The sequence below is a fragment of the Bacteriovorax sp. As-1 genome, from assembly GCF_058446905.1.
The window spans coordinates 1729576-1751065 of record NZ_CP184341.1; the positions used below are offsets into that span (position 1 = coordinate 1729576).

Consider the following 21490-nt stretch of genomic DNA (forward strand, 5'->3'; position numbering starts at 1 on the left):
AATTATAGAGGATATAACATGATAACTTAGGGATGAGTTGCATGAAAAAAGGATTTTTTCTTAGTGTTTTATTTTATCTATTTTTCCTTCTGCCTTCGCGTGTAAGCGCAAGCGAAATGAAGGCCATTAATTTCACTCAAAAAGGTGAAATTAGTGAGCTCGAATTTATATTCGATAATAACGATGTTCAGGCAAGTAAATTTCAAGTTAAAGAAGATAAGCAAATTATTGTAGATTTAACTGAAGTTGCAGCTACTGATCGAGTAATGCGTGCATTCGACACATCTGAATTCTCGGGTGGTGTCGTATTTGTAAAAGCGTATAAAAAACCTAAGTCAGATAAAGATATTAGAATCGCAGTTCAATTAAGAGATAATGTTCGTTCCACTCTTGTTCGCAAGCCAAATAAAGTTATCTTACAAATTGAAAATCGTTATGGTGTTTTCTCGCAAAAGAAAGCAGAGGAAGGTCAAAACTATAAAGAGAAAATCGCAGATATTTCAAAAGAAGAAGCAAATAGATTAAATATTCCTAAGTCTGATTCTATTGAAGATATTCTAGACAATTTAACAATGTCGGGTCGTAAAAAATACATCGGTAAAAAAATTACCATGAACCTAAAAAACGTTAAGCCAGAAGAAATTGTACGCATTATTGCAGAAACATCTGGTTTTAATATTATTCTCACGGAAGATGCTAAAGCCCTTCCTCCAATTTCTTTAAGCTTGGTGGATGTTCCTTGGGATCAAGCTTTAGATACAGTTTTGGAAATGAGCAAGCTTGTTGCAAAAAAGAATGGAATGATTCTTATTGTTAATACACTTGATAATGCTATCAAGGAACAAGAAGAAATTAAAAAAGCCAAAATTACAACTTTAGAGCAGGAGCCTTTATTAACAAAAGTTTTTCCGATTAGTTTTGCAAGTATTGATGAATTGCAAAAAATTCTTGCGGAGTATTCTACAGAAAAGCGTGGGAAAATCTCTAAAGACTCAAGAACGAATTCTTTGATCGTTAAAGACACTTCTGATGTTATTGAAAAAGTAAAAAAAATTGTTGAACTTCTCGATACTCAAACACCACAGGTTTTAATTGAATCAAAGATTGTTGAAGTGTCTGAAAGATACACGAAAGAAATTGGTTTAGATCAGGGGTTAACATTTGGCTATGACCCGCTAGGTGTTGGTGGTTCTTCTGGAAATAACGGATCGTTTGCTTTTAGTACGGCTCCAGCTGCAGGGAGGAATGTTTTTGGTTTAACAATTGGAAAGTTTAATCGTTTAATTGATCTAAATTTCCGTTTAAATTTAATGGAAAGTGAAGCAAAAGCAAAAATTATTTCTAGTCCAAAAGTTATTACAAAAAACAATGTTAAAGCAGAAATTGTCCAAGATGAAAATTCTTACTATCAAGTACAAACATTGGCAGAAAATGGTAGAACGACTAATACATGGACTCAGCAGAACGCAAAACTGAGATTAGAAGTAACTCCGCAAATTACAAATGAAGGAGCAATTTCTCTTGATGTGTCGATGCAAAAAGACTCTCTTGAGCCTGCATCGGATGTTACAACACCACGTAACGAAACAAAACGCACAGTCAAAACCCAAGTCCTAGTAGACAACGGAGCGACAGTCGTCGTCGGTGGTATCTACACATACACAACTGATGAAAGCCACTCGGGTGTACCTTTCTTAAAAGACATTCCACTTGTTGGATGGCTTTTTAGAACAAAATACAATCCAAGAAACGAAAAGAAAGAGTTAATTATCTTCTTAACTCCAAGAATTATTAACCAAGAAGAAGCTGGTTTAGTTGACAGAGGCTAAGCTTACCAATGAGTAAAGATAAACTACAGCTTCTATCACCACTGTTTCTAAAGTATCAGGCGGATTACGAAAAAAATCCGCGATCGAGAGTCTTTGCGCCTCTTGCTGAAACTTATAGAAAACTTGGTATGACAGACAAGGCGATGGAAATTCTCGCTCAGGGGATTCGTTTCCATCCAACTTATGTCATGGGTTATCTAGGGCTGGCATTCTGCTACTCAGACTTAAAACAATATAATCTTGCATACAATACTCTAAGACCTTTAGTTGAAAACAACCGCGATAACATTCGTCTGCAAAAGCTTTTTGCCGATGTTTGTCTGGAGCTTGGTTATAAAGAAGAAGCACTTGATACTTACAAATATCTCTTGTTCATTAATCCTCGCGATAAAGAAGTGGCCCTTCAGGTTTCAACACTTGAGCGCTCAATAGAAGAGCAATATAGGCCAGTTCATCAGCCAATTTACATTCCAGAATCTGAATTTAGAAATGACAGTAAGAAAGTTGAAGTTGAAGAACACCAATTATTCGACATTGATAAATTACAGAGTAAACCAACAAGTTCAAAAGCAGATTTCGATGATTGGATGGCCTTAGATTTAAGCCGTGAACAAAAAGCGCCATCAGCGGTAGAAGATCCATACGAATTTTGGAACCTAAAAAAAGGTGACATGCCATTAGACCTGGGAGCTTCTGCGGAAGAAGAAATTCCGGTTGAAGAAAAACCAGAAATCACAAAACCTACGTTGTTGGAAAAATTTGAGCAAGTTGAAATTAAAACTACTCCAGATTTATATGTTGCTTTAGATTTAGACAGTGAAGAAGAGGAAGAGAGCGAGCAAGAAGATGCGAGCGAAGTTCCACTTGTCACTCACACTCTTGTCGATCTTTACTGTGGGCAAGGTCACATTGAAAAGGCCCTGGAAGTTTTAGAGAAGATTTTAATTCTCAATCCAAAAGACGAAAAAACGATTCAAAAAATTAGAGAGATCAAATCACTGATGGGACCTTATGAGGCTGAGCCAGTTTCAACTCCAGCCCCAGTGAAAAAGGCTCCTGAAATTAAAATCGAAATCCCTATCGCCAACAAGCCTCACCTCGAAGCCTTGAAAGAAATTTCAGAGGAAGACGGACGTAGAAACCTGATGGATATTCTGGATCAGCAGCTTGGTCATGAAGAGGTGATTGAGGCTGAAATAGTTGCAAGTGATCCGATTCCAGATGAAATCGACCAGAAAATTGCCCAATCCGAAGAGCAAAAGCGCAAAATCGAAGAAAAATTAGGCCTATTCTTAAAGAAAATTCAAAAAAGAGCACTAGATTATCAATCGCGCGTTTGATAGGTTGTCCGTGAATGAATCAAACGAAAAATAGCGAATTTCTCATCATCAATGGGCCGAATCTCAATATGCTCGGCACTCGCGAACCCGAAATTTACGGGTCGTTAACTCTCGCAGAAATCAAAAATTATACAGAAAAATCGCTGGAACAGGACAATGTAAAACTCGAGTGGTACCAATCCAACATCGAGGGTGAGATTGTCACTAAGATCCAGGAAGCTTCACAAAAAAATTATAAGGCCTTAATTATTAATCCCGGAGCTTACTCTCACACGAGCGTAGCCATCTTTGATGCGCTTTGCCTTATGAAATGCCCGGTGATTGAAGTTCATATTTCTAACACTCACAGACGTGAGGAGTTCAGGCAAACGAAGTTGACTGCAAAAGCTTCAACAATCATAATGGAAGGCCTAGGAAAAATCGCATATCTTACAGCTGTTAAGTCTCAGCTTTTTTAAAAAGGAATATATTTATGTACGACACTACCGAGATCAAAAAAGGTTTAAAAATTGAAGTTGAAGGGAAACCTTACGTCGTTTTGAAATCTGATTTTACTAACCCTGGTAAAGGTTCTGCTTTCGTAACAGCTAGAATTAAAAACCTTGAAACTGGACAAGTTATCGAAAGAACTTGGAAGTCAGGAGTTTCAACTAACGTTACAGCTCCAGACCTAGAAGAAAAAGAAGTAGAATACACATATTCAGACGCTGATGGATTCAACTTCCTTGATCAATCAAACTTCGAAACAATCCACCTGACAAATGAGCAGGTTGGAGATGATAAATATTATTTAATGGAAGGATCTAAGTTAGTAGTACTTTACTATAAAGGTCGTCCAATCTCGATTGAGCACCCTCACTTCATCTTCATCAAAGTTGCTGAGACAGATCCAGGACTAAAAGGTGATACAGCTTCAGGTGCAACGAAGAGAGCTGTTATGGAAACAGGTCTTCAAGTTAAAGTTCCACTTTTCATCAAAGAAGGTGAGCTTCTAAAAATCGATACGCGTACAGGTGAATACATCGAACGCGCTAACGCAAAATAAGACTATTCATAAAGGCCCCATTTTGGGGCCTTTTTTATTTGTGCCCGCTTCAAAATATCTCCACCCAAAACTCTCAACTAAAAAAATTTGGCAGGCATATATTTACCCTCATTCTTCAGCCATTTTCGGGTTAAAATAAAAATAATCTCAATAACTTAACTTAATTTTAAGTGAGGGAAAATTTTTGGAATTTGAACAACTTCATCGTTTGATTGATGAAAAGAAATGGACATTAATTTTGCGCGAACTTGATCTTTTGATTTCAAAAAAAGATGCGGGCAACGACGAGCTCATTTTATCTGCATTTGAAAAAATGGATCGCGACTTTCGTGAAAGAAAAGCTCAAAGGTTATACTTCGAGATGTGGAAGATTGCGTATCGATCAGGAAAAATTAAGCTCGCAAAAAACTATGCTGAGTTCATTCTGGATTACCTGGTAGAACTTAAACGCGTTCCTGCCATCAAGCAAATCCTGGCGGAGTTTGCTGCTTACGGGATGTTGAAAAATCATAAAAATATTCATGCGGCAGAATACATTCTCGGGAAAAAAGATGTTTCTTCATTGGAAGAAGCAGAAGCTTTTGAATTTCATCCAGAGATGTGGAAAAACTCAAAAGAGTCATTGAAATACTTCCTGCTTCTCGAGGAGAATTGGCAGCTTCAACATTGGAAGCTTGCATATGAATTCATTCTCAAATTCTATTACGATAAAGATTTGATGCTGGCCTTGACTGAAAAAACATTTCAGCTCAATAAGCCGAATCATCAAAAAAAGTTCATGGCCTTTTTACAAGAGAAGAAGGTTAACACTAAACGCTTTGAAGAGAAGAAGCCAAAAGCAAGCACTGTTGAAAAATCAGATAAGCTTCATGCTGATTATGATCAATTGGCAATGGACGTGATGTCTGGTGCCGTTGAACCAAGCATTACTGAACAAAGAAAAATCCTTCTTTCAATTGAAGATTTACATGATGATGAATTGCTTTCAAAAGGCAAAGACATGATCGTGGCCTTTGGTCTTTTGGGGATGGATAAAGTTGTCGTTCGACTAAGCGAAAGAGTTATTCCTTTGATGACGAATGTGAAAGAAAGAATTAGCATCCAGTTCATGATGGCTCAGGCCCTTTTTAATCACGCAGAATACTACAAAGTTTCAGACATGGTGGATGACATTACAGGAAGCGAGCCGCTTCTTAATGATGAGATTCTGGCCTTCTATTATCTAAAGGCCGAAAGTTTACTTAAGTTAAAAAAGCATAAAGCAGCGAAAGATATTTTTATCAAAATTAAACAACAGAATCCGCACTATCGTTTGGTGGGAGAAAGGTTAAGAAGTCTTGAAGAGAATAAATAAAATTCTTCTTGTATTTTTAGTTATCACTTTTCTCACCCTATACGGTGGGTGGAGGTTCATTCACTCTGAAAGATTCTCACACGAAGCTTCGATGAAAGTTTCAAAAATTCTGACTCAAAAGTTTGGTGCTCAATTAAGTTTCTCAGGTGTTGATTTCAGCCTTGTTCCTTTATCGACAACTTTTAAAAATGTTCACGTTGTTAAAAAAGATCCGAATTTGCTTGATGTTGAAGTTGTGGCCAAAGAGCTTGAAGTGGCCTTCACTTACGCGAGTTTCATTTCCAGCGAACTAGAAATTGATGAAGTCAGCGTTCGCGACGGATCGGTTGATTTAGATATCTATAAAAAAAGCGAAGAAGACACGATTGTCAGAGAACTGAAAACCAGGGAGATCTTTGCCAAGTATACAGAAGTTCTTACTTCATTGCCTGTGCGATTGAATATTCTTGATCTCGAAAAAATTAAACTGGATATTGATTCAACATCACTCTACGTGAATAAAATTTTAGTTTCGCCATCACGCAAAGGTGTCCGTGTCAAAGGTGATGTCTCTGAACTTTCGATTCAACATGACAGCCCTGACCTTGCTCCAGTTAATATCACCAAGATTCAACTCCTGGGAGCGATGGAAAAAGAAGAGTGGAGAATTGATGAGCTTAAAGTTGAAAAAGACCAGAATATTGTTGAACTTAAGGGTGCCGCCTTTAACGAAGGAAGTTTGCTGCATTTAAAAACTACAGGCTCTTTAACGGCCAATGCTGAGAGTGTCCTCAGTAATTTTAAGACGCTTCCATCAGACATCAAAGCGATCAAGGGTGACTTGAAAGGAGAGTTTGAAACATCTGGAGTGATTGATAACCCGGATGTCACATTAACTTTTCATGCAACTAACGCCGATACTCCTTGGATCAAACTTCAGGCCGTCGAAGGAACAGTGGCAAAAAAGAAGAATTTCTTGATTGCCCAAAAGCTCCAGGCAAAAAATGGAATTGAAGAGTACTTGCTTAGAAAGCCTCAGGCATTCTTAGATCTGAATACCGGTAAGTTCACTGATTTTAATTTCAGCCTTAGGTTAAAAAATGCTTTCACTAATACCTTTTTATTAGCAGCCAAGGACTCACTTGAAACATTAAAAGGCTCAGTGAGTGGAGATGTGGAAGCGGCACTTTTTAGTAATAGAGCAGTCTTTACGATTAAAGAGAAAGCGAGTGTTCAGAATTTCAGGCTCACGACCCCTAATGGTAAAAGCGATATTCTAAAAAATAATGGTTTTAATTTAGAAAATACGACTGTTACGATTAACGAAGATTATTCAGTCAATCTTGCTGCTAAATTGTCGATGCCCAATACACTTTTAAGTGCGGTCGGGAAAATTTCTGAAAAAGGAATTAATGTAGATGTCACAAATTCAAAAATTGATCTTCAGGCATTGGGGCCGATTGCCGGCGTAAAACTCACTGGGTCTGGACCGGCCACTCTTAAAGTTTCCGGGCCGCTTGATGATGTTATGTTTGATTTCAATGTTGAATGGAATAACTTCAGTGTTGTTGAGTTGAATTTTGGTAAAGTAAAAGCCGATTTTTCTCTGGCCTTAAATGAACTCGAAATGGATATCAGGAATCTGGATGGTGTCTTTAATAAATCGAACTTCAATGCTAAAGGGCGTTTAGGGTTTGATGATAAGAACGAAGGGATGGACCTTAAGATTGATTTCCCTAATACGACTTTCTCTGATGCCAGAAAAATGTATCAGCTGGTTTTTAAAAATTTTAAGCTTCCGGTGGATCCAGAGTTTAATTTTGAAGCCAATTATGCAGTCAAAGGGGGCTTTGATCTCGATACTTTAAAAATTGACGGGCAAATTAAAGGGACCGATCTAAAAATTGCGGGGGAAGAGGCGGAGAAAATTTCGCTTAAGTTCTCTCTGGCCAATAGCTTGTTAAACTTCAAGCAAATTAAAATTAATAAATCACGTGGTGAACTTAATGCGAATGTAAATGTTAATTTAAAAAATGATTACATTGATCTCACCGGAGCGACGCAGTCTCTGCGTTTAAGAGATTTTAATTTTTATCGCCTCTTAAATTTGGAGTACGATGGAGACTTGTTCTTAGACTTTGACGGAAATGGAACAACGAAAGATTTCAGCTCACGTTTTAAAACCAGAGTGGCCAACGCTTTTATCGGAAATGCGCCGGCATCATCATCAACGGCAATTTTTTATATTAACACTAACGATATCGTAACCAACGCCAGCCTTTTGGGTGGAAAGATCAAAGTCGATTCACTGGTCAGTTTTAAAACCGATATTGCGGCCATTAAATCAAGCATTGAGACTGGTGACTTAAGAGAGTTTTTGGGAGTTTTCTCTGCTCACAATATGATCGATCGTGGGATTACTGGAAAAATTAAAGCGAAACTTAACACCCAGATCAGCTTAGGATCACTGGGAGTAAGACGTTTTTTCTTGGATGTTGAAGACCTGACTGTAAAAAAAGGCGATATCACTCTGCAGATTGATCCAAAATATAATGTGATTCAAGTTGATGAAGGGATTGTTAAAAGCTGGGACCTTCGTTTACATGATGGGAAAGATTTCTTTTTCAGTAGAGGACGCAATCTTTCTAATGGAGTCATTGAAGTCGATCATCGCTTTGCTCTTAAAGCGAGCCTTTTTGAAATGGCCACCAATTACATTGAGCGCGCCGTCGGTGTAATTAAAGGGCAGTCTAAGGTCGTTTTAAATAAAAACATTACCGTTAAAGATCTAAATATTTCAGGAGACAATCACTCATTAAAGATCAAAGGCCTTCCAGGTTACATCACTTCATTTGATTACACGCTTATTAAAAACGGTGAATCTTTCGAGATTACCAGAATGCGTGGGAATTATGGGGAGGGGGAATTTAAAATCGGCGGGAAGATTTTCTTTGATGACATGTATCCGCAAGTTAACCTCAATTACCAGATTGACCGCGCGACGGTGCCACTTTTTAAACGTTCGAATGTTATTGTTAGCAGCACTGGAACAGTTACGGGAACGGATCTTCCTTATAAACTCAATGGTAAAGTGACTTTCCTTCATGGAGAAATCCTGGAGGACCCGGCTGATCTAATGAAAGAAAACAAAGTCAGTATTGATGAATATAAAAAGTATCTTCCAGAAAAAGATGTTCTGGGAAATAAGGGCTTTATTGACCTGAACCTTTCATTTGAAACGGCTAGCCCGGTTTTAATTAAAAATAACATGGTGGAAGTCTACTTCCGTGGAAACGGCCAAGTGACTGGCGATGTGCTTTCCCCAGAATTTAACACCAGGTTAGAGACGGTTCCAAATATTAGTAAGTTTAAATTCAAAGGTCACGACTTTGCTTTAAGTCAGGGCTATGTAGAAATCAGGGACCGCGGTAAGAACCGTATATCTGATTTGAAGTTTGCTGGTGCTGCTAAAATTAATGACTACGATATGCGCCTGGATCTTTCCGGGACCATCAGCAACGTTAACGTTGAACTTTCATCAGAGCCTGCACTTTCAAAAGAAGATTTACTATCGCTTCTGACTTTAGGGGTTACCTCAGATATGTCAAAAAACCTGGAAGCTGGTGAGCGCAGGTTTGTTACGACTGTAGGGATCGGAACACTTTTAGTGGATCAGCTTAAGATCAATGAAGACTTAAATTCAACTCTGGGGTTAAAGCTCAGTGTGCAGCCGGAATTTAAGGAAGACGAAACAACTCTTATTTCTGGGAAGTCTGCTGTTAGTGATGGAAGCACCAGCAGGCTAAAGTCTGCGACAAAAGTTAAGATTAATAAGCAAATTAACAATCGCGTAGATGTATCGCTTTCAAGTACAATTGGTGGATCATTGGAACAAAAGCAGGAAATGAACATCAATTTTAATATCAATAAGAACTTTTCATTAGAAGGAGTTTACGAAGTTAAACCGACGGAAGATGAAAACACAAATACGCCAAACTCACTTGGTGCCGACTTAAAGTGGAGGAAATCATTTTAATGAAAAGCCTCCTTCTTCTTTTAATTCTTTTAAGCACTATGATGGTTAATCCGGCCATGGCCCAGGAGTCATCTGCTCCGAAAGGGGCAGTGTTAAAAGCAGTCGAGTTAAATAGCCCGGCGATGAAGAAGCGTTTTGGGACTTACTTTAAAGCGATTACTGGAAAAACGTACGATAACCTGACTTTAAAAATTCAAATTGATCAGATCACTAAAGACTTATTTAATAGTGGGTATTTCAATGCCGTTGTTAAACACGAGCTTCAGGTGGAAGGCGGAAATGTTTACGCCAAGATTATCGTAGAACCCAGAGAAAGAGTGAACTTTGAATTCAGAGGAAATAGTGTTTTTAGCCATCAAGAGTTAAGAACTAAGCTTTTGGAAAAAATTAAAAATGAATTTGGAAAATTTGATATCGCGGGTCTTGCTACTTATATTGCTGATCAATATGAGGAGACGGGTTATTATCAGACAGGTGTGAAGTTTTACCAAAATGAAGGCCAGGACCTGGAAAAAGGAAAAGTCATCAATTACTTCTTTGTCATTGATGAGGGCTTTAAAGTCATCGTTAAAGAGATAGTTTATAGAGGGAATTCTTATCTAAAAGCAAAAGAGATTGAAGAGATTTTTAAAAAGAATGGAACGCCTCTGGCCCAAGGTGGCTTTTACGATAAAAAATTCTTTGATGAGTTTTCTGATATTCTGAAAAAAGAATACTTAAGCCGTGGGTTTGTTTTTGTTGAAGTTTCAAAACCGAGAGTTGTGACTAATGACGAAGACGACACAGTCAGTATTGAGTACGGGATTGCAGAAAAACAACAAGTCACTTTAAGAAACATCACTTTTCAGAAAGTTCCGCAAGAGCTGGCAACAGGGGTAAAGAGCGCGCTGGTTAATAAAGAAGGAGCGCCGATCAATATTGTTGAAATTGAAAGTGATCTTCGCAAGATGATTATTCATTTTCAAAACGAAGGGTATTATTTTGCGACGATCTCTAATTTAAACCGCAATGACTTAATGGTTTATGACCGCGCCTATACTTATGTGGATTTAAAACCAGAAATTGCCCTTGATCGCCAGATTTGTTTTAACGAGGCCATTATTAATGGAAATGCGAAAACTAGATCTACTGTCATTAATCGTGAAATTGATATTAAGCCAGGGGAGCTGATCACTCCGGGGAAGCTGGAGATCCTAAGACAGAAACTCTCGGGGCTAAACCTATTCTCTTCACTGCGAATCACTCCTTATATGATGTATGAATCTGAACCAACTGGGTGTGCAAAAACCAATTTGGTAATTCAGGTTAAAGAAAAGGACTTCGGTCTGATTGAGGTGGCGCCAGGGTTTCGTACTGATCTGGGGGCTAAGCTCTCTACTGGTGTTTCATGGAACAACCTTGGTGGAATGAACCGCTCACTGAGTTTAAGGCTTCAAGGAAACGAACGTTTTAACTTAGATGGATTTGATGAGAGAAGAAGAAAAGATGACAAGGACTTATTTGAGTACTCGTCACGGCTGACTTTCACCGAGCCTTATCTTTTTCATGAATATATAAAGACCCAGGTAGAGTTTGAAACATCGGCCTCTTATCAGCGCATTCGCTTTTATGGATTCGATGCGGATATTTTAAGAATTTCACCACAGCTTTCTAAGAACTTTAATAGGTGGTTTTCAACATCTTTACGCTACCAGTTCGAGCGCATTGTTCAATTTGATGCCACGGAAGAAAAAGATAATGATAACTTCTCGATCGGAGGTCTTACTCCGACGCTTACTTTTGATTTTAGAGATGATGTGATTAACCCGAGAAAAGGGGCCTTTTTTACATTATCTTCTGAATGGGCCAACAAATACTTCGGATCGATGCATGAAAAAGACCTGGAAGTGAACTTTGTTAAAGTGATCAGCCGCAATCGCTTCTACTACCCGGTAGGGGATTTTACACTGGCGCTTTCAATCGCGGCCGGATATCAGAAAAACTTTGCTGAAGATGTCCTAAAAGACGCCAATGGAAATGTTCTCCTCAATGCTAACGGGCAGCCACGCACACGCGGTTATATTCCGAGTATTAAGGTGTTCAGGCTGGATGGCTATGATGAGATCCGCGGATACGACCAGGGAGAGATCAATAGGCTTATGGATGGAACTCCGATCGGGGAAGTCATTGTCCAAAAGGAAGCTTATTTTACGGCCCTTAAATTTGAGCCTCGTTATAACCTGACCGACAACTTAAGATTGGGGGTCTTTTTTGACGCTGGGCGGGTATTTGTCAGTGATTTTCAACCCACAAAACTGCGAACTTCCGTTGGAGCTGGACTTAAGTACTTGACCCCGGTAGGGTCTCTGGACTTCGATTATGGGTTTAAGTTGCAGCGCAAGACATATGCAGACAAGCAACGCGACTCGGTAGGTCGTTTCCACCTCTCAATAGGATTCTTTTAGTTTCCAGATTCTCTCCAAGAAGTGCTTGACGGAGGGCCGTAAAACTCGCTATAAGGGACAACACTTGCATTTTTCTGCATTTTATATTTGAATAAATACTTCGTAATTTTTCGTTCGCGAAAAACAATAATGAAGGGATCACTTTAAGGGAAAGCGTTTATGTATACTCAAAAATCGTTCGTTCTAAAGCCAGCTGAAGCAGACAAAAAATGGTTCGTAGTCGATGCTCAAGACCAAATCGTAGGAAGACTAGCAACTCAAATTGCTGACATCCTAAGAGGGAAACTGAACCCAAAATTTACTTACAACACTGATTCTGGTGACTACGTAGTAGTTATCAACGCAGATAAGGTAAAATTCACTGGTGATAAGTGGAATGCTAAGGAATATAACTGGCACACAAACTTCACAGGCGGGATCAAAACTAGATCTGCTAAAGAGCAACTTGAAAAGCACCCAGAACTAATCGTTATGGAAGCTGTAAAAGGTATGCTGCCAAAAAATACTCTTGGTAGAAAACAATTAACAAAGCTTAAGGTTTTTGCAGGCGCAACTCATGATCACGCTGCTCAGAACCCAGTTGAATATAAATTAAAATAATAAAAGGATCATAAGATGGCTGCAAAAGGTAAAACATACGACACACACGCAATCGGTAGAAGAAAAACTGCTGTTGCAAGAGTTTACATGGCTAACGGGTCAGGTAAAATCACAATCAATAAAAGAGACGTAAGAAACTTCTTTAAACAAGAAACTAACCTATACGTTGTTAACCAACCATTAAACCTAGTAAAACTTGCTGAGAAGTTCGACTTCGTAATCAACGTTGCTGGTGGTGGGATTTCTGGACAAGCTGGAGCTATCCGCTTAGCTATTTCTAGAGCACTTATTAAAGTTCAACCAGGTCTTCGTTCTGAACTAAAAGCTGCTGGATTCCTAACAAGAGATCCAAGAGCTGTAGAAAGAAAGAAAGCTGGACGCGCTGGTGCTAGAAAGAGATACCAATTCTCGAAAAGATAATATTTGTCTATATATTGTCCTCGCAAAAAGCCCACAGAAATGTGGGCTTTTTTATTTTCTGGGCCTAGAATTCAATCATGCAGAACTTTAATGTCATCAAGGTTCGCGGCGCACGAACTCACAATTTAAAAAATATCAATATTGATATCGCTCAAGGAAAGATCACTTGTATCGCAGGTCCTTCGGGATCGGGAAAGAGTTCATTGGCGTTTCATACTCTGTTAACAGAGTCAAAGAGGCGCTTTATCAATTCGCTTCCGACCGATATGAAATTTTTTTGGGAAATCCCGCATACAGTTGATGTCGATAGCATTTATCCCGTATTGCCGGCCTGGGGACTTCCGCAGCACAATCCGGTTATCAACTCCAGACCAGTGGCCTTGGATGTTTTAGGGGGCCATGAGAGGCTTCAGCGCCTTTTTATGGAGCTGGGCTCGTTTGTTTGCCCTGATCATCATATTCCCTATGAAAAATTCCTAGCGATGGAAAGTGAAATACTGAAACTGAAAAAAGATAAGGCCTCCGATGAAGAGGTGTATCACGTCTTTGCTAAGGCAGATGATTACCGCCGCACAGTTTCGAGTGAGATGAACCCGTCAAGGTCATTTGGTAAAACGCTCAATGAGTTTAATGAGGAAGACCCTTGGTATGAACTCTTTCGAGTGAAAAGAAAAAATATTGATCAGATTCTTCCAAAACTTAAGGAAGCGAAGCTGCACGAAAGTGCAGACATTTTACTTTATGTATTAGGGGCGAAGAAAAAGATTCAATTAAAAAATGCTTATGAATACCGTTGCCCGATTTGCAATCGTCATTCAGAGGCGCAAAAAGTCACCAATGTAGAGTCGCTTTCACCGCTTAATGCTCTTGGTGCTTGTCCGGCCTGTGAGGGACATGGAGCGATTTTAACTTATGATAGAGAGAAGTTAGTTAAGGACCCGACGAAGACGATTCGTGAAGGGGCGATTAACTTTCTTAACTTCTCCCATTTTCAGCATTTGTTTCCGACCTTTTTAAAAGAAGCAAAAAAAGCTGGTTACGACGTTGATGTTCCTTTTAAGGATCAGCCGCAAAGTATCTGGAAGTTCCTTTATGATGGTGCCGGAAAATACGAAGGCTTTAATGAGTATTTTGAGTATTTAAAAACCCAGCGCTATAAAAAGAACATTCGCATTTATATGAGAAGCATGCAGACCGAAGTTCTGTGTGAATCTTGTGAAGGGACGCGTGTTTCTGAGAGAGCAGGAAGTATGTCATTGGCTCTGAAAGACAGAGTCGTGACTTACAAAGATTTCTTAAAGAACAATTTTGTTGATTCAAGTGCCTGCTTGAAAAAAATCAAAGAAGACTTAAAGTCAGTGCTTCTTCATGAGAAGTTGATGACGACTTTTGAAAAGCTCGAGCGTCTTTATCTGGTCGGCGTGGATTTGGGATTGGGGCATTTACAAAATACCAGGAAGGTTCGCTCGATGAGTTCGAGTGAATACCAGAGACTCCTTTTATCAAAGTATCTTTCTTATGAAGGATCGCAGTCATTGTTTGTTTTGGATGAGCCAAGTTTAGGGCTTTCGCTTTCGACACAGAAAAAATTGATTCAGTACCTGCGCTCACTTCGCGATCAGGGGAATACGATCATTATGGTGGAGCACTCGGAGTATTTAAAATCGACTTCGGATGAACTCATTTTGATGGGGCCTTTTGCCGGCGGGCGTGGGGGAGAGGTTCTTTATCAGGGACCGTACAAAGAGGATAAAAGTAAACTGCCTAAGTTCGATTACAACTTAAATGGGCCGAAACATTTTATTGAGCTGGAAGAGGCCAATATCAGAGGGCTTAATAAAAAGAAAATTGAAATTCAAAAAGATGCGATCAACTGGGTTCACGGAGAGTCTGGGACCGGCAAGACTTCATTTGTGGTGAATATTATTGCCAATGAAATTCATAAAACTGTCTATGGAACCAGGCTGTCATTTGAGGACTACACGTTTAAAAAATTAAAAGGGATCAAAGACGTTTCTGACGTGATTGTGATTAACAGCAGTCTGGATAAAATCAGTTCACGCTCGACAGTGGCCACTTACACTGATCTTGGTGGATTTGTGCGCAAGTATTTTGCAGGACTGGAAGTTTCAAAAAAATTGGGTCTTAAAGAAGGTCATTTTTCTTCCAATTCAGAACTTGGACAATGCTTGAGTTGTGAAGGACGTGGAGTAAAAATTGTAGAAATGCAATTTATGGAAGACGTGGAATTTGTCTGTGAAGACTGCCAAGGGAAAAAGCTAAAACCTTATTACGCCAATATTTCAGATGGAACGATGACGGCCTATGAGGCTTTCAATCTTCCACTTTCCGAAGTCCTTGGACATATTAAACTTACGCCAAAAGGAAAGAGAATCTGGGAGTACTTTAAAATTCTCAAACTGGATTATCTTTCGCTCGATAGAACGCTCATTTCTCTATCTGGTGGAGAAAGACAAAGGCTGCAACTTCTTACTCTTTTGGATAAAAAAATCCAGGGGGCAATGATCATTTTTGAGAACCTTACGAGTGGCCTTTCTCATCATGAGTACGCTCCACTTGCCGAGCTTTTGCACCAATTATCTGGCAGTGGCAACACCGTGGTTGTAATTGACCAAAATACTTTTTTTGCTCAAATCTCCCATCATCAGATCGAGTTTTAAAAATCAGCAGCTTTGCAGGCATTTCTAGAGGGAAAAGTGTCTATTTTTTAGTCATAAAATCACTGTTTTTTTATCAATTTCCAAGAATGAAAAGCCGATAAAATAGTACTTAATTCCAGGGGGAAGACAGTGCTAAAGAAAGGCTTATTCATTTTAATTCTTTTAGTGAATTCATTGAGTGCATTGGCCACGACTTTCCAAATCATGCCTTTGGAGAAGTTAGTCGACGAATCAAACAGCGCTGCCGAGGTGGAGCTTAAATCTAAAAAATCATTCATGAATAAAATGGGACTTATTTTTACTGAGTACACATTTGCGATTAGTGAATCTTACAATGTAGACAATAGCGACCTGGATGGAGAGTTTTTAAAAATTACCATGACTGGGGGAACGGTAAATGGGGTGACTTCATTTATCGATGGAGCTCCAGAGTTTGCAGTTGGAGAGAAATCATTTCTTCTGCTTAAGAAAATTGAATCAAAAATTTACCTGAGCAATTTCACGATGGGGAAATATAAAATCGAAAATCGCGACGGGCAGATTTATTATATTTCGAGTGTATTCCCGTACGACGCCGATATTGGGCAGGTAAAAAAAGAGCGCATGATCGACATGATCAAAACGAAATTTAAAACAACTCGTGCGCCTGAGGTTGATAGTGCTTCTCCAGCAGAAGAATCAAAAAAACAGGGCGTTTTTGCAAAAAACGTAACTTTTGAAAAACGTGCTCCGGCGCAAGTTAATGAGCAAGGACACAATGACGGTATTGTGGCCATGTGGTCCTTTTTTGGTTTGATGGTTATTAGTGCCCTGACAATGTGGTGGAAGTTGAAAAAAGGAACGAGAACTTAAGTTGAAAAAAACAGTTGTTGCGATTCTATTTTCACTTACTATAGGTCTGTTTTTAACAGAAGCTAAGGCTTATGTGCAAAACCGTACGACCGGCGATTCTTTAGTTCACTGGACGAATGGCATTACGTTATTAGATATTTTTGTTAATAGCACTAACACTCAGTCTCTTTCTTCGGCGACGGTTCAGTCGATTGCAGCCAGCTCGATTGCTCAATGGGATGGGAAATCTAAAATCAGTTTGCGCAAAAACCAGACGGCCGGAAGCGGACAGACGGGATTAAATGAAATTTACTTTTCAACAGACCCTTCGGTTTTTAACGGGACGGGCGTTGTTGGTGTCACTCAGGTTTATTATAAAAATAACACTGGAGAAATCATTGAAGCGGATATTTTGATCAATGATAATTTTACCTTTTCTACAACAGTGACAGAGGTGAATTATCTAGGGAACGTTCTTACTCATGAGATGGGACATTTTCTTGGTTTAGGGCACAGTCAGGTTAATGGCTCGAGTATGTTTTATGCCTTAAGTAGAGGACAAAACCAAATATCGAGTGATGATAAGGCCGGAGTTTATTCTATTTACCCAAACGGTGATTCAACTAAAGGGTCATTGAGTGGAAAAGTTGTTGGTGGGCGTTCACTAATTAGTGTTTTTGGAGTTCATGTCCAGGCGATATCACTTAAAACCGGGCAAGTGGCCGGGTCTAATATCAGTGATTATGACGGAACTTTTGTTATTGATGGCCTGGATAAAAATGATAAGTATTACTTGTACACGTCACCAATTGTACTGGTAGGTCTTCCTAATAAATACTCCAATGCGCATTACGATTATTGTGATAACTCGAAAAAGTACCGTGGTAGTTTCTTTCAGAAATGTGGCTCTGCCGGAGAAGGTTTTCCTCAGGCCGTGAGTCTTAATTCTTCAAGTGTGAATGTGGGGAATGTAACGATTCGTTGTGGCCTTGATGTTCCGGTCGAGTACATGCAAAATAAAAACATCACTCCGGCGGGTTTTGATATTCAAAGCAGTGTGATGAGTGGGCTGGGTAACGCTTTCGTTGGTTTTTTTTCTGCTCAAGAAATGGGGCAATCGGGAAGTGCTGATTATTTCCGCATGGACCTCTCTGGCGTTTCAGATTGGGATGCAGTGGGGGCCGGGAACCTTTATGCTGAGTTCAGGATTTTAAATCAAAGTTTCTATTCTCCTTTCAAGGCCAATATTTCAGTTAAAAGAGATTCCGGAACAACTAGTGTCACGCCAAAATACATTCAGGAATCAGATGGCTGGTTTAATCTTGAAACGGTTGTGCGCGTTCCGATTAACAGATCATTTTTGTCGGATAATAACTTCGAAATTACCGTGACGCCTGAATCAATGGAATTTCCTAACTTCCCAAATGGCCTTCCGTACACTAAAACAGATTATTTCCCATCGTCGGGATACTTTGAAGATTCTCTATACTTCTATTTAGTCAGTGCATCTATTGTAAGAGACAATGGGAATTCGACTTTTTCATTGGTGTCTTCGAAGGAACAAGTGCTCACTGACAACTCTCAATGTACCGATGCAAACAACACTTACGCGTTAACGGATTTCACAACTAAGGGCACGACATCAATTGGGGCGCGCAAGAAAGACGACGGTATCGCTTGTGGAACGGTGGACCTTAACGGTGGATCTGGCAATGGGCCGGGTGGATTTTTTATTGGTCTGATTTTGAGTCTAATTCTTTGCCATCTAACCTCTTCAATCATTAAGCAGAATAAGCCAAAACATATAGCAAGATAACCCAAGCTGATTTATACTTTTTATGAGTATAATTAGCCGGGGCTTATATGAAACTTGCCGCTCTTTCTCTCTCTCTGTTTTGCTTAACATCGATCTTTACAGGATCAGCGCTAGGTCAGGATCTTTTAAAAGAAAGAATCAGAAAACTAAGCAATAACAAAACTTCAATCTACGTTGAAAAAGGAATCTTTCACAACGGCGGAGTTAAGCTTCAATCGACGCTTAAATCTCTACGCCAGTCGTATAATCCAAAACAAGGTTTTGAAAGAATCGTTATCGACTTCTCGACAAACCAGGTTCCTAAAATCTACGGACACATTTCTTCAGATGATAAAAAAATGTACCTGGATATTTTTGAAACAAGCCTAGCTAAAGACTTTAAAACCGTGGCCAACACTCGTTTTATTAACAAGATCAATTTTTTCCCAATCGAATCAAATCATTTGTCTATTGATATGCAATTAAAAGGCAAAGTGATCGCTGATATTTTTTACCTGGAAAACCCAGGCCGTCTCGTTATTGATTTGAAAAATTAATTTCCTGGAGTTTAATAATGTCTGATTTAGAAAGTGATTTCCAAGTAAAACTAAAGCCGTCGACAGGCAAGGAAGAGCTTCCAAAGCTTCCTGAAGTCGTTGTTATTATCCCTATCATGAACAGCCCGATTTTCCCGGGAATGATCGCACCTATTATCCTGAGCGAAGAAAAATTCACACCAGAACTGGATGAGTCTCTTTTAAAAACAGGTTATGTTGCTCTTAACTTGGTTAAAAACGACCTGAAGAATGATGAAGGCGAAGTGATCCCTGAGGAAGAAATTGATTTCGATAAAAAAGAAATCAAATCAGGCGATATCTACAAAGTTGGAGTTCTTTGTAAAGTTGTAAAAAAACTTAAACTTCCAGATGGATCAGTGAACGTTCTCGTTCACGGGATGAAGAGATACAGAGCTTCAGAAATTCTTTCTGAGTCTCCAATCTTAAAAACAAAAATTGAAGTTTTTGATGACATCCTTGAAACTGATGAAGAACTTGATGCTTACACAAGATCAGTTATCAATCAGGTAAAGAAACTTTCAGAAATTAACCCATACTTCAACGAAGAGATGAAGCTGGCGATGTTAAACTCGCCGTCTCCAGGGTCACTGGCCGACCTAGTGGCATTTGCTATCTCTCTTGATATCCCAGAAGCGCAGGACTTCCTTGAAACACTCGTTGTTAAAAAGAGATTTGCGAAACTTCTTGTTTATTTAAAGCGTGAAAAAGATGTAGCTGATATCCAGAAGAAAATCTCTGATGAAGTTAACGATAAAGTTAACAAATACCAGAGAGAGTACTTCCTTCGTGAACAGCTAAAAGTTATTCGTTCTGAACTTGGTATGGAAGAAGATGAAAAGTCTCGCGATATCAAGAGAATCAAAGAAGAAATCGAAAAAGTTGGAATGCCTGAGGATGTTTTAAAAACAGCTAAGGAAGAACTGGAAAGACTGGAACTGATTCCAGATTCATCTCCAGAGTACAACGTAGCGAGAACTTACCTAACATGGTTAATTGAACTTCCATGGAAGAAGTCGACAGATGACAACATCGATATCGCTGCTTCTAAAAAGATCCTTGAAAAAGACCACTACGGTCTTGAGAAGGCCAAAGAAAGAATTCTTGAATTCCTTGCCGTTAGAAAGCTTAAGCCTTCTTATGACGGAACGATCCTGTGTTTAGCAGGTCCTCCGGGAGTAGGTAAGACATCTCTTGGTAAATCAATCGCCGCCTCTCTAGGAAGAACGTTTTACCGTTTCTCTCTAGGGGGAATGAGAGATGAAGCTGAGATTAAAGGACACAGAAGAACTTACGTGGGAGCAATGCCAGGTAAAATCATTCAGGCCCTAAAGAGAGTAGAAGTGAACAATCCAGTTATCATGCTGGATGAGATTGATAAAATCGGGAAGTCGTTCCAAGGTGACCCGGCATCAGCTCTACTTGAGGTTCTTGATCCAGAACAGAACTCGACATTCATCGATAACTACCTGGACATTCCTTTTGATTTATCAAAAGTACTTTTCATTGCGACAGCTAACTACATCAACGATATCCCAGAAGCACTTCTAGACCGTATGGAAGTTATCGAGCTTTCTGGTTACACGCTGGAAGAAAAAGTGGCGATCACAACGAAATGGATTATTCCTCGTCAGCTTAAGAAGCACGGTCTGACAAAATCAGATTTCTCTCTAAGCTTAAATGTTATCAAAAAAATTATTGCAGACTACGCTCGCGAGCCAGGTGTACGTGTTCTTGAGCAACATATCGCTAAACTTTGTAGACGTGCAGCTCTTGAAAAAGTGTCTCGCCCGAAAAACAAAGCTAAGAAATTTGTTCCAGCTACAACGAGCCTGGAAGAAATGCTGGGAACTCCACGTTTCCACTCTGACTCAGCAGAAAAGAAAAACAAACCAGGTGTTGTTACAGGTCTTGCTTGGACAGCGTACGGTGGGGAAATTCTTTTCATTGAAACTCTTCCTTTAAAAGGAAAAGGATTCAAGCTTACAGGTCAGCTTGGTGGCGTAATGAACGAATCAGCCACACTAGCTTACTCATACGTTAAAAAACTTCTTCAAAACCAGATGGACGAGAAGAAGCCTGCTCCAGCTAAGAAGAAAGTGACTAAAGCTCCGGCAACTCCAGTTGTGAAAAAAGATGAGCATGAGAACGAAGATTACCTGGCAGCACACGAAGTTCACCTTCACCTTCCAGCGGGAGCAACTCCTAAGGATGGACCTTCTGCTGGTATTACAATGGCGCTTGCTCTCTACAGCTTGGCGACTAACAAAGCGGTTGATTCTGATATCGCTATGACAGGTGAGTTGAGCTTAACTGGTAAGGTTCTTCCGGTTGGTGGGATTAAGGAAAAAGTTCTGGCGGCAAAACGCGCTGGGATTAAAAACATCATCCTTCCAAAACAAAATGAGAAAGACCTAAAAGAAGTTCCAGTCCTACATAGAAAAGGAATGAAGTTCTACCCGGTTTCGCATTTTGATGAAGTTCTGAAAATTGCTTTAAAAAAGTAATAGATCTAAAAATAGAAAGGCCGGTCTCCACCGGCCTTTTTTATAAACACTCTT

At 39.4% G+C, this 21490-nt stretch carries 14 protein-coding genes; all 14 read left to right on the forward strand.

What is annotated here, in order from left to right; all coding sequences use genetic code 11:
• Positions 1-41: 41 nt before the first annotated feature.
• Positions 42-1829 (forward strand): type IV pilus secretin PilQ, encoded by a 1788-nt coding sequence (gene pilQ / locus ACN20O_RS08790; RefSeq protein WP_491639103.1) that lies wholly within the window; start codon positions 42-44, stop codon positions 1827-1829.
• A gap of 8 nt (positions 1830-1837) precedes the next feature.
• Positions 1838-3169: a tetratricopeptide repeat protein gene (locus ACN20O_RS08795; protein WP_491639105.1), complete on the forward strand. Its 1332-nt coding sequence runs from the start codon at positions 1838-1840 to the stop codon at positions 3167-3169.
• A 14-nt stretch (positions 3170-3183) separates the two neighbouring features.
• Positions 3184-3627, forward strand: coding sequence for a type II 3-dehydroquinate dehydratase (locus ACN20O_RS08800; protein WP_102241945.1), 444 nt, complete (start codon positions 3184-3186; stop codon positions 3625-3627).
• 14 nt (positions 3628-3641) lie between these two features.
• Positions 3642-4214: an elongation factor P gene (gene efp, locus ACN20O_RS08805; protein ID WP_102241946.1), complete on the forward strand. Its 573-nt coding sequence runs from the start codon at positions 3642-3644 to the stop codon at positions 4212-4214.
• A gap of 184 nt (positions 4215-4398) precedes the next feature.
• Positions 4399-5568, forward strand: a complete 1170-nt coding sequence (locus tag ACN20O_RS08810) for a hypothetical protein (RefSeq protein ID WP_491639108.1) — start codon at positions 4399-4401, stop codon at positions 5566-5568.
• Entirely contained in the window at positions 5552-9583 is a 4032-nt protein-coding gene (locus ACN20O_RS08815; RefSeq protein ID WP_491639110.1) for a translocation/assembly module TamB domain-containing protein, read from the forward strand. The genes ACN20O_RS08810 and ACN20O_RS08815 overlap by 17 nt, the downstream gene beginning before the upstream one ends.
• Positions 9583-12027 carry a BamA/OMP85 family outer membrane protein gene (locus ACN20O_RS08820; protein WP_491639112.1) on the forward strand — a complete coding sequence of 815 codons (2445 nt, stop codon included), beginning with the start codon at positions 9583-9585 and terminating at the stop codon, positions 12025-12027. The genes ACN20O_RS08815 and ACN20O_RS08820 overlap by 1 nt, the downstream gene beginning before the upstream one ends.
• A 159-nt stretch (positions 12028-12186) precedes the next feature.
• A complete protein-coding gene (gene rplM, locus ACN20O_RS08825; protein WP_102241950.1) occupies positions 12187-12627 on the forward strand; it encodes a 50S ribosomal protein L13 in 441 nt (146 codons plus the stop codon).
• A gap of 15 nt (positions 12628-12642) precedes the next feature.
• Positions 12643-13047, forward strand: coding sequence for a 30S ribosomal protein S9 (rpsI, locus tag ACN20O_RS08830; protein WP_102241951.1), 405 nt, complete (start codon positions 12643-12645; stop codon positions 13045-13047).
• A 77-nt stretch (positions 13048-13124) separates the two neighbouring features.
• The gene (locus ACN20O_RS08835) at positions 13125-15728 is read left to right on the forward strand and encodes an excinuclease ABC subunit UvrA (RefSeq protein WP_491639115.1); all 2604 of its coding nucleotides are present in this window, start codon (positions 13125-13127) and stop codon (positions 15726-15728) included.
• 129 nt (positions 15729-15857) lie between these two features.
• The gene (locus ACN20O_RS08840) at positions 15858-16580 is read left to right on the forward strand and encodes a hypothetical protein (protein ID WP_491639116.1); all 723 of its coding nucleotides are present in this window, start codon (positions 15858-15860) and stop codon (positions 16578-16580) included.
• Position 16581: 1 nt separating this feature from the next.
• Positions 16582-18375, forward strand: coding sequence for a matrixin family metalloprotease (locus ACN20O_RS08845; RefSeq protein WP_491639118.1), 1794 nt, complete (start codon positions 16582-16584; stop codon positions 18373-18375).
• 47 nt (positions 18376-18422) lie between these two features.
• Positions 18423-18911: a hypothetical protein gene (locus ACN20O_RS08850; RefSeq protein ID WP_491639120.1), complete on the forward strand. Its 489-nt coding sequence runs from the start codon at positions 18423-18425 to the stop codon at positions 18909-18911.
• A gap of 17 nt (positions 18912-18928) precedes the next feature.
• Positions 18929-21436, forward strand: a complete 2508-nt coding sequence (gene lon / locus ACN20O_RS08855) for an endopeptidase La (protein ID WP_491639122.1) — start codon at positions 18929-18931, stop codon at positions 21434-21436.
• Positions 21437-21490: the final 54 nt, after the last annotated feature.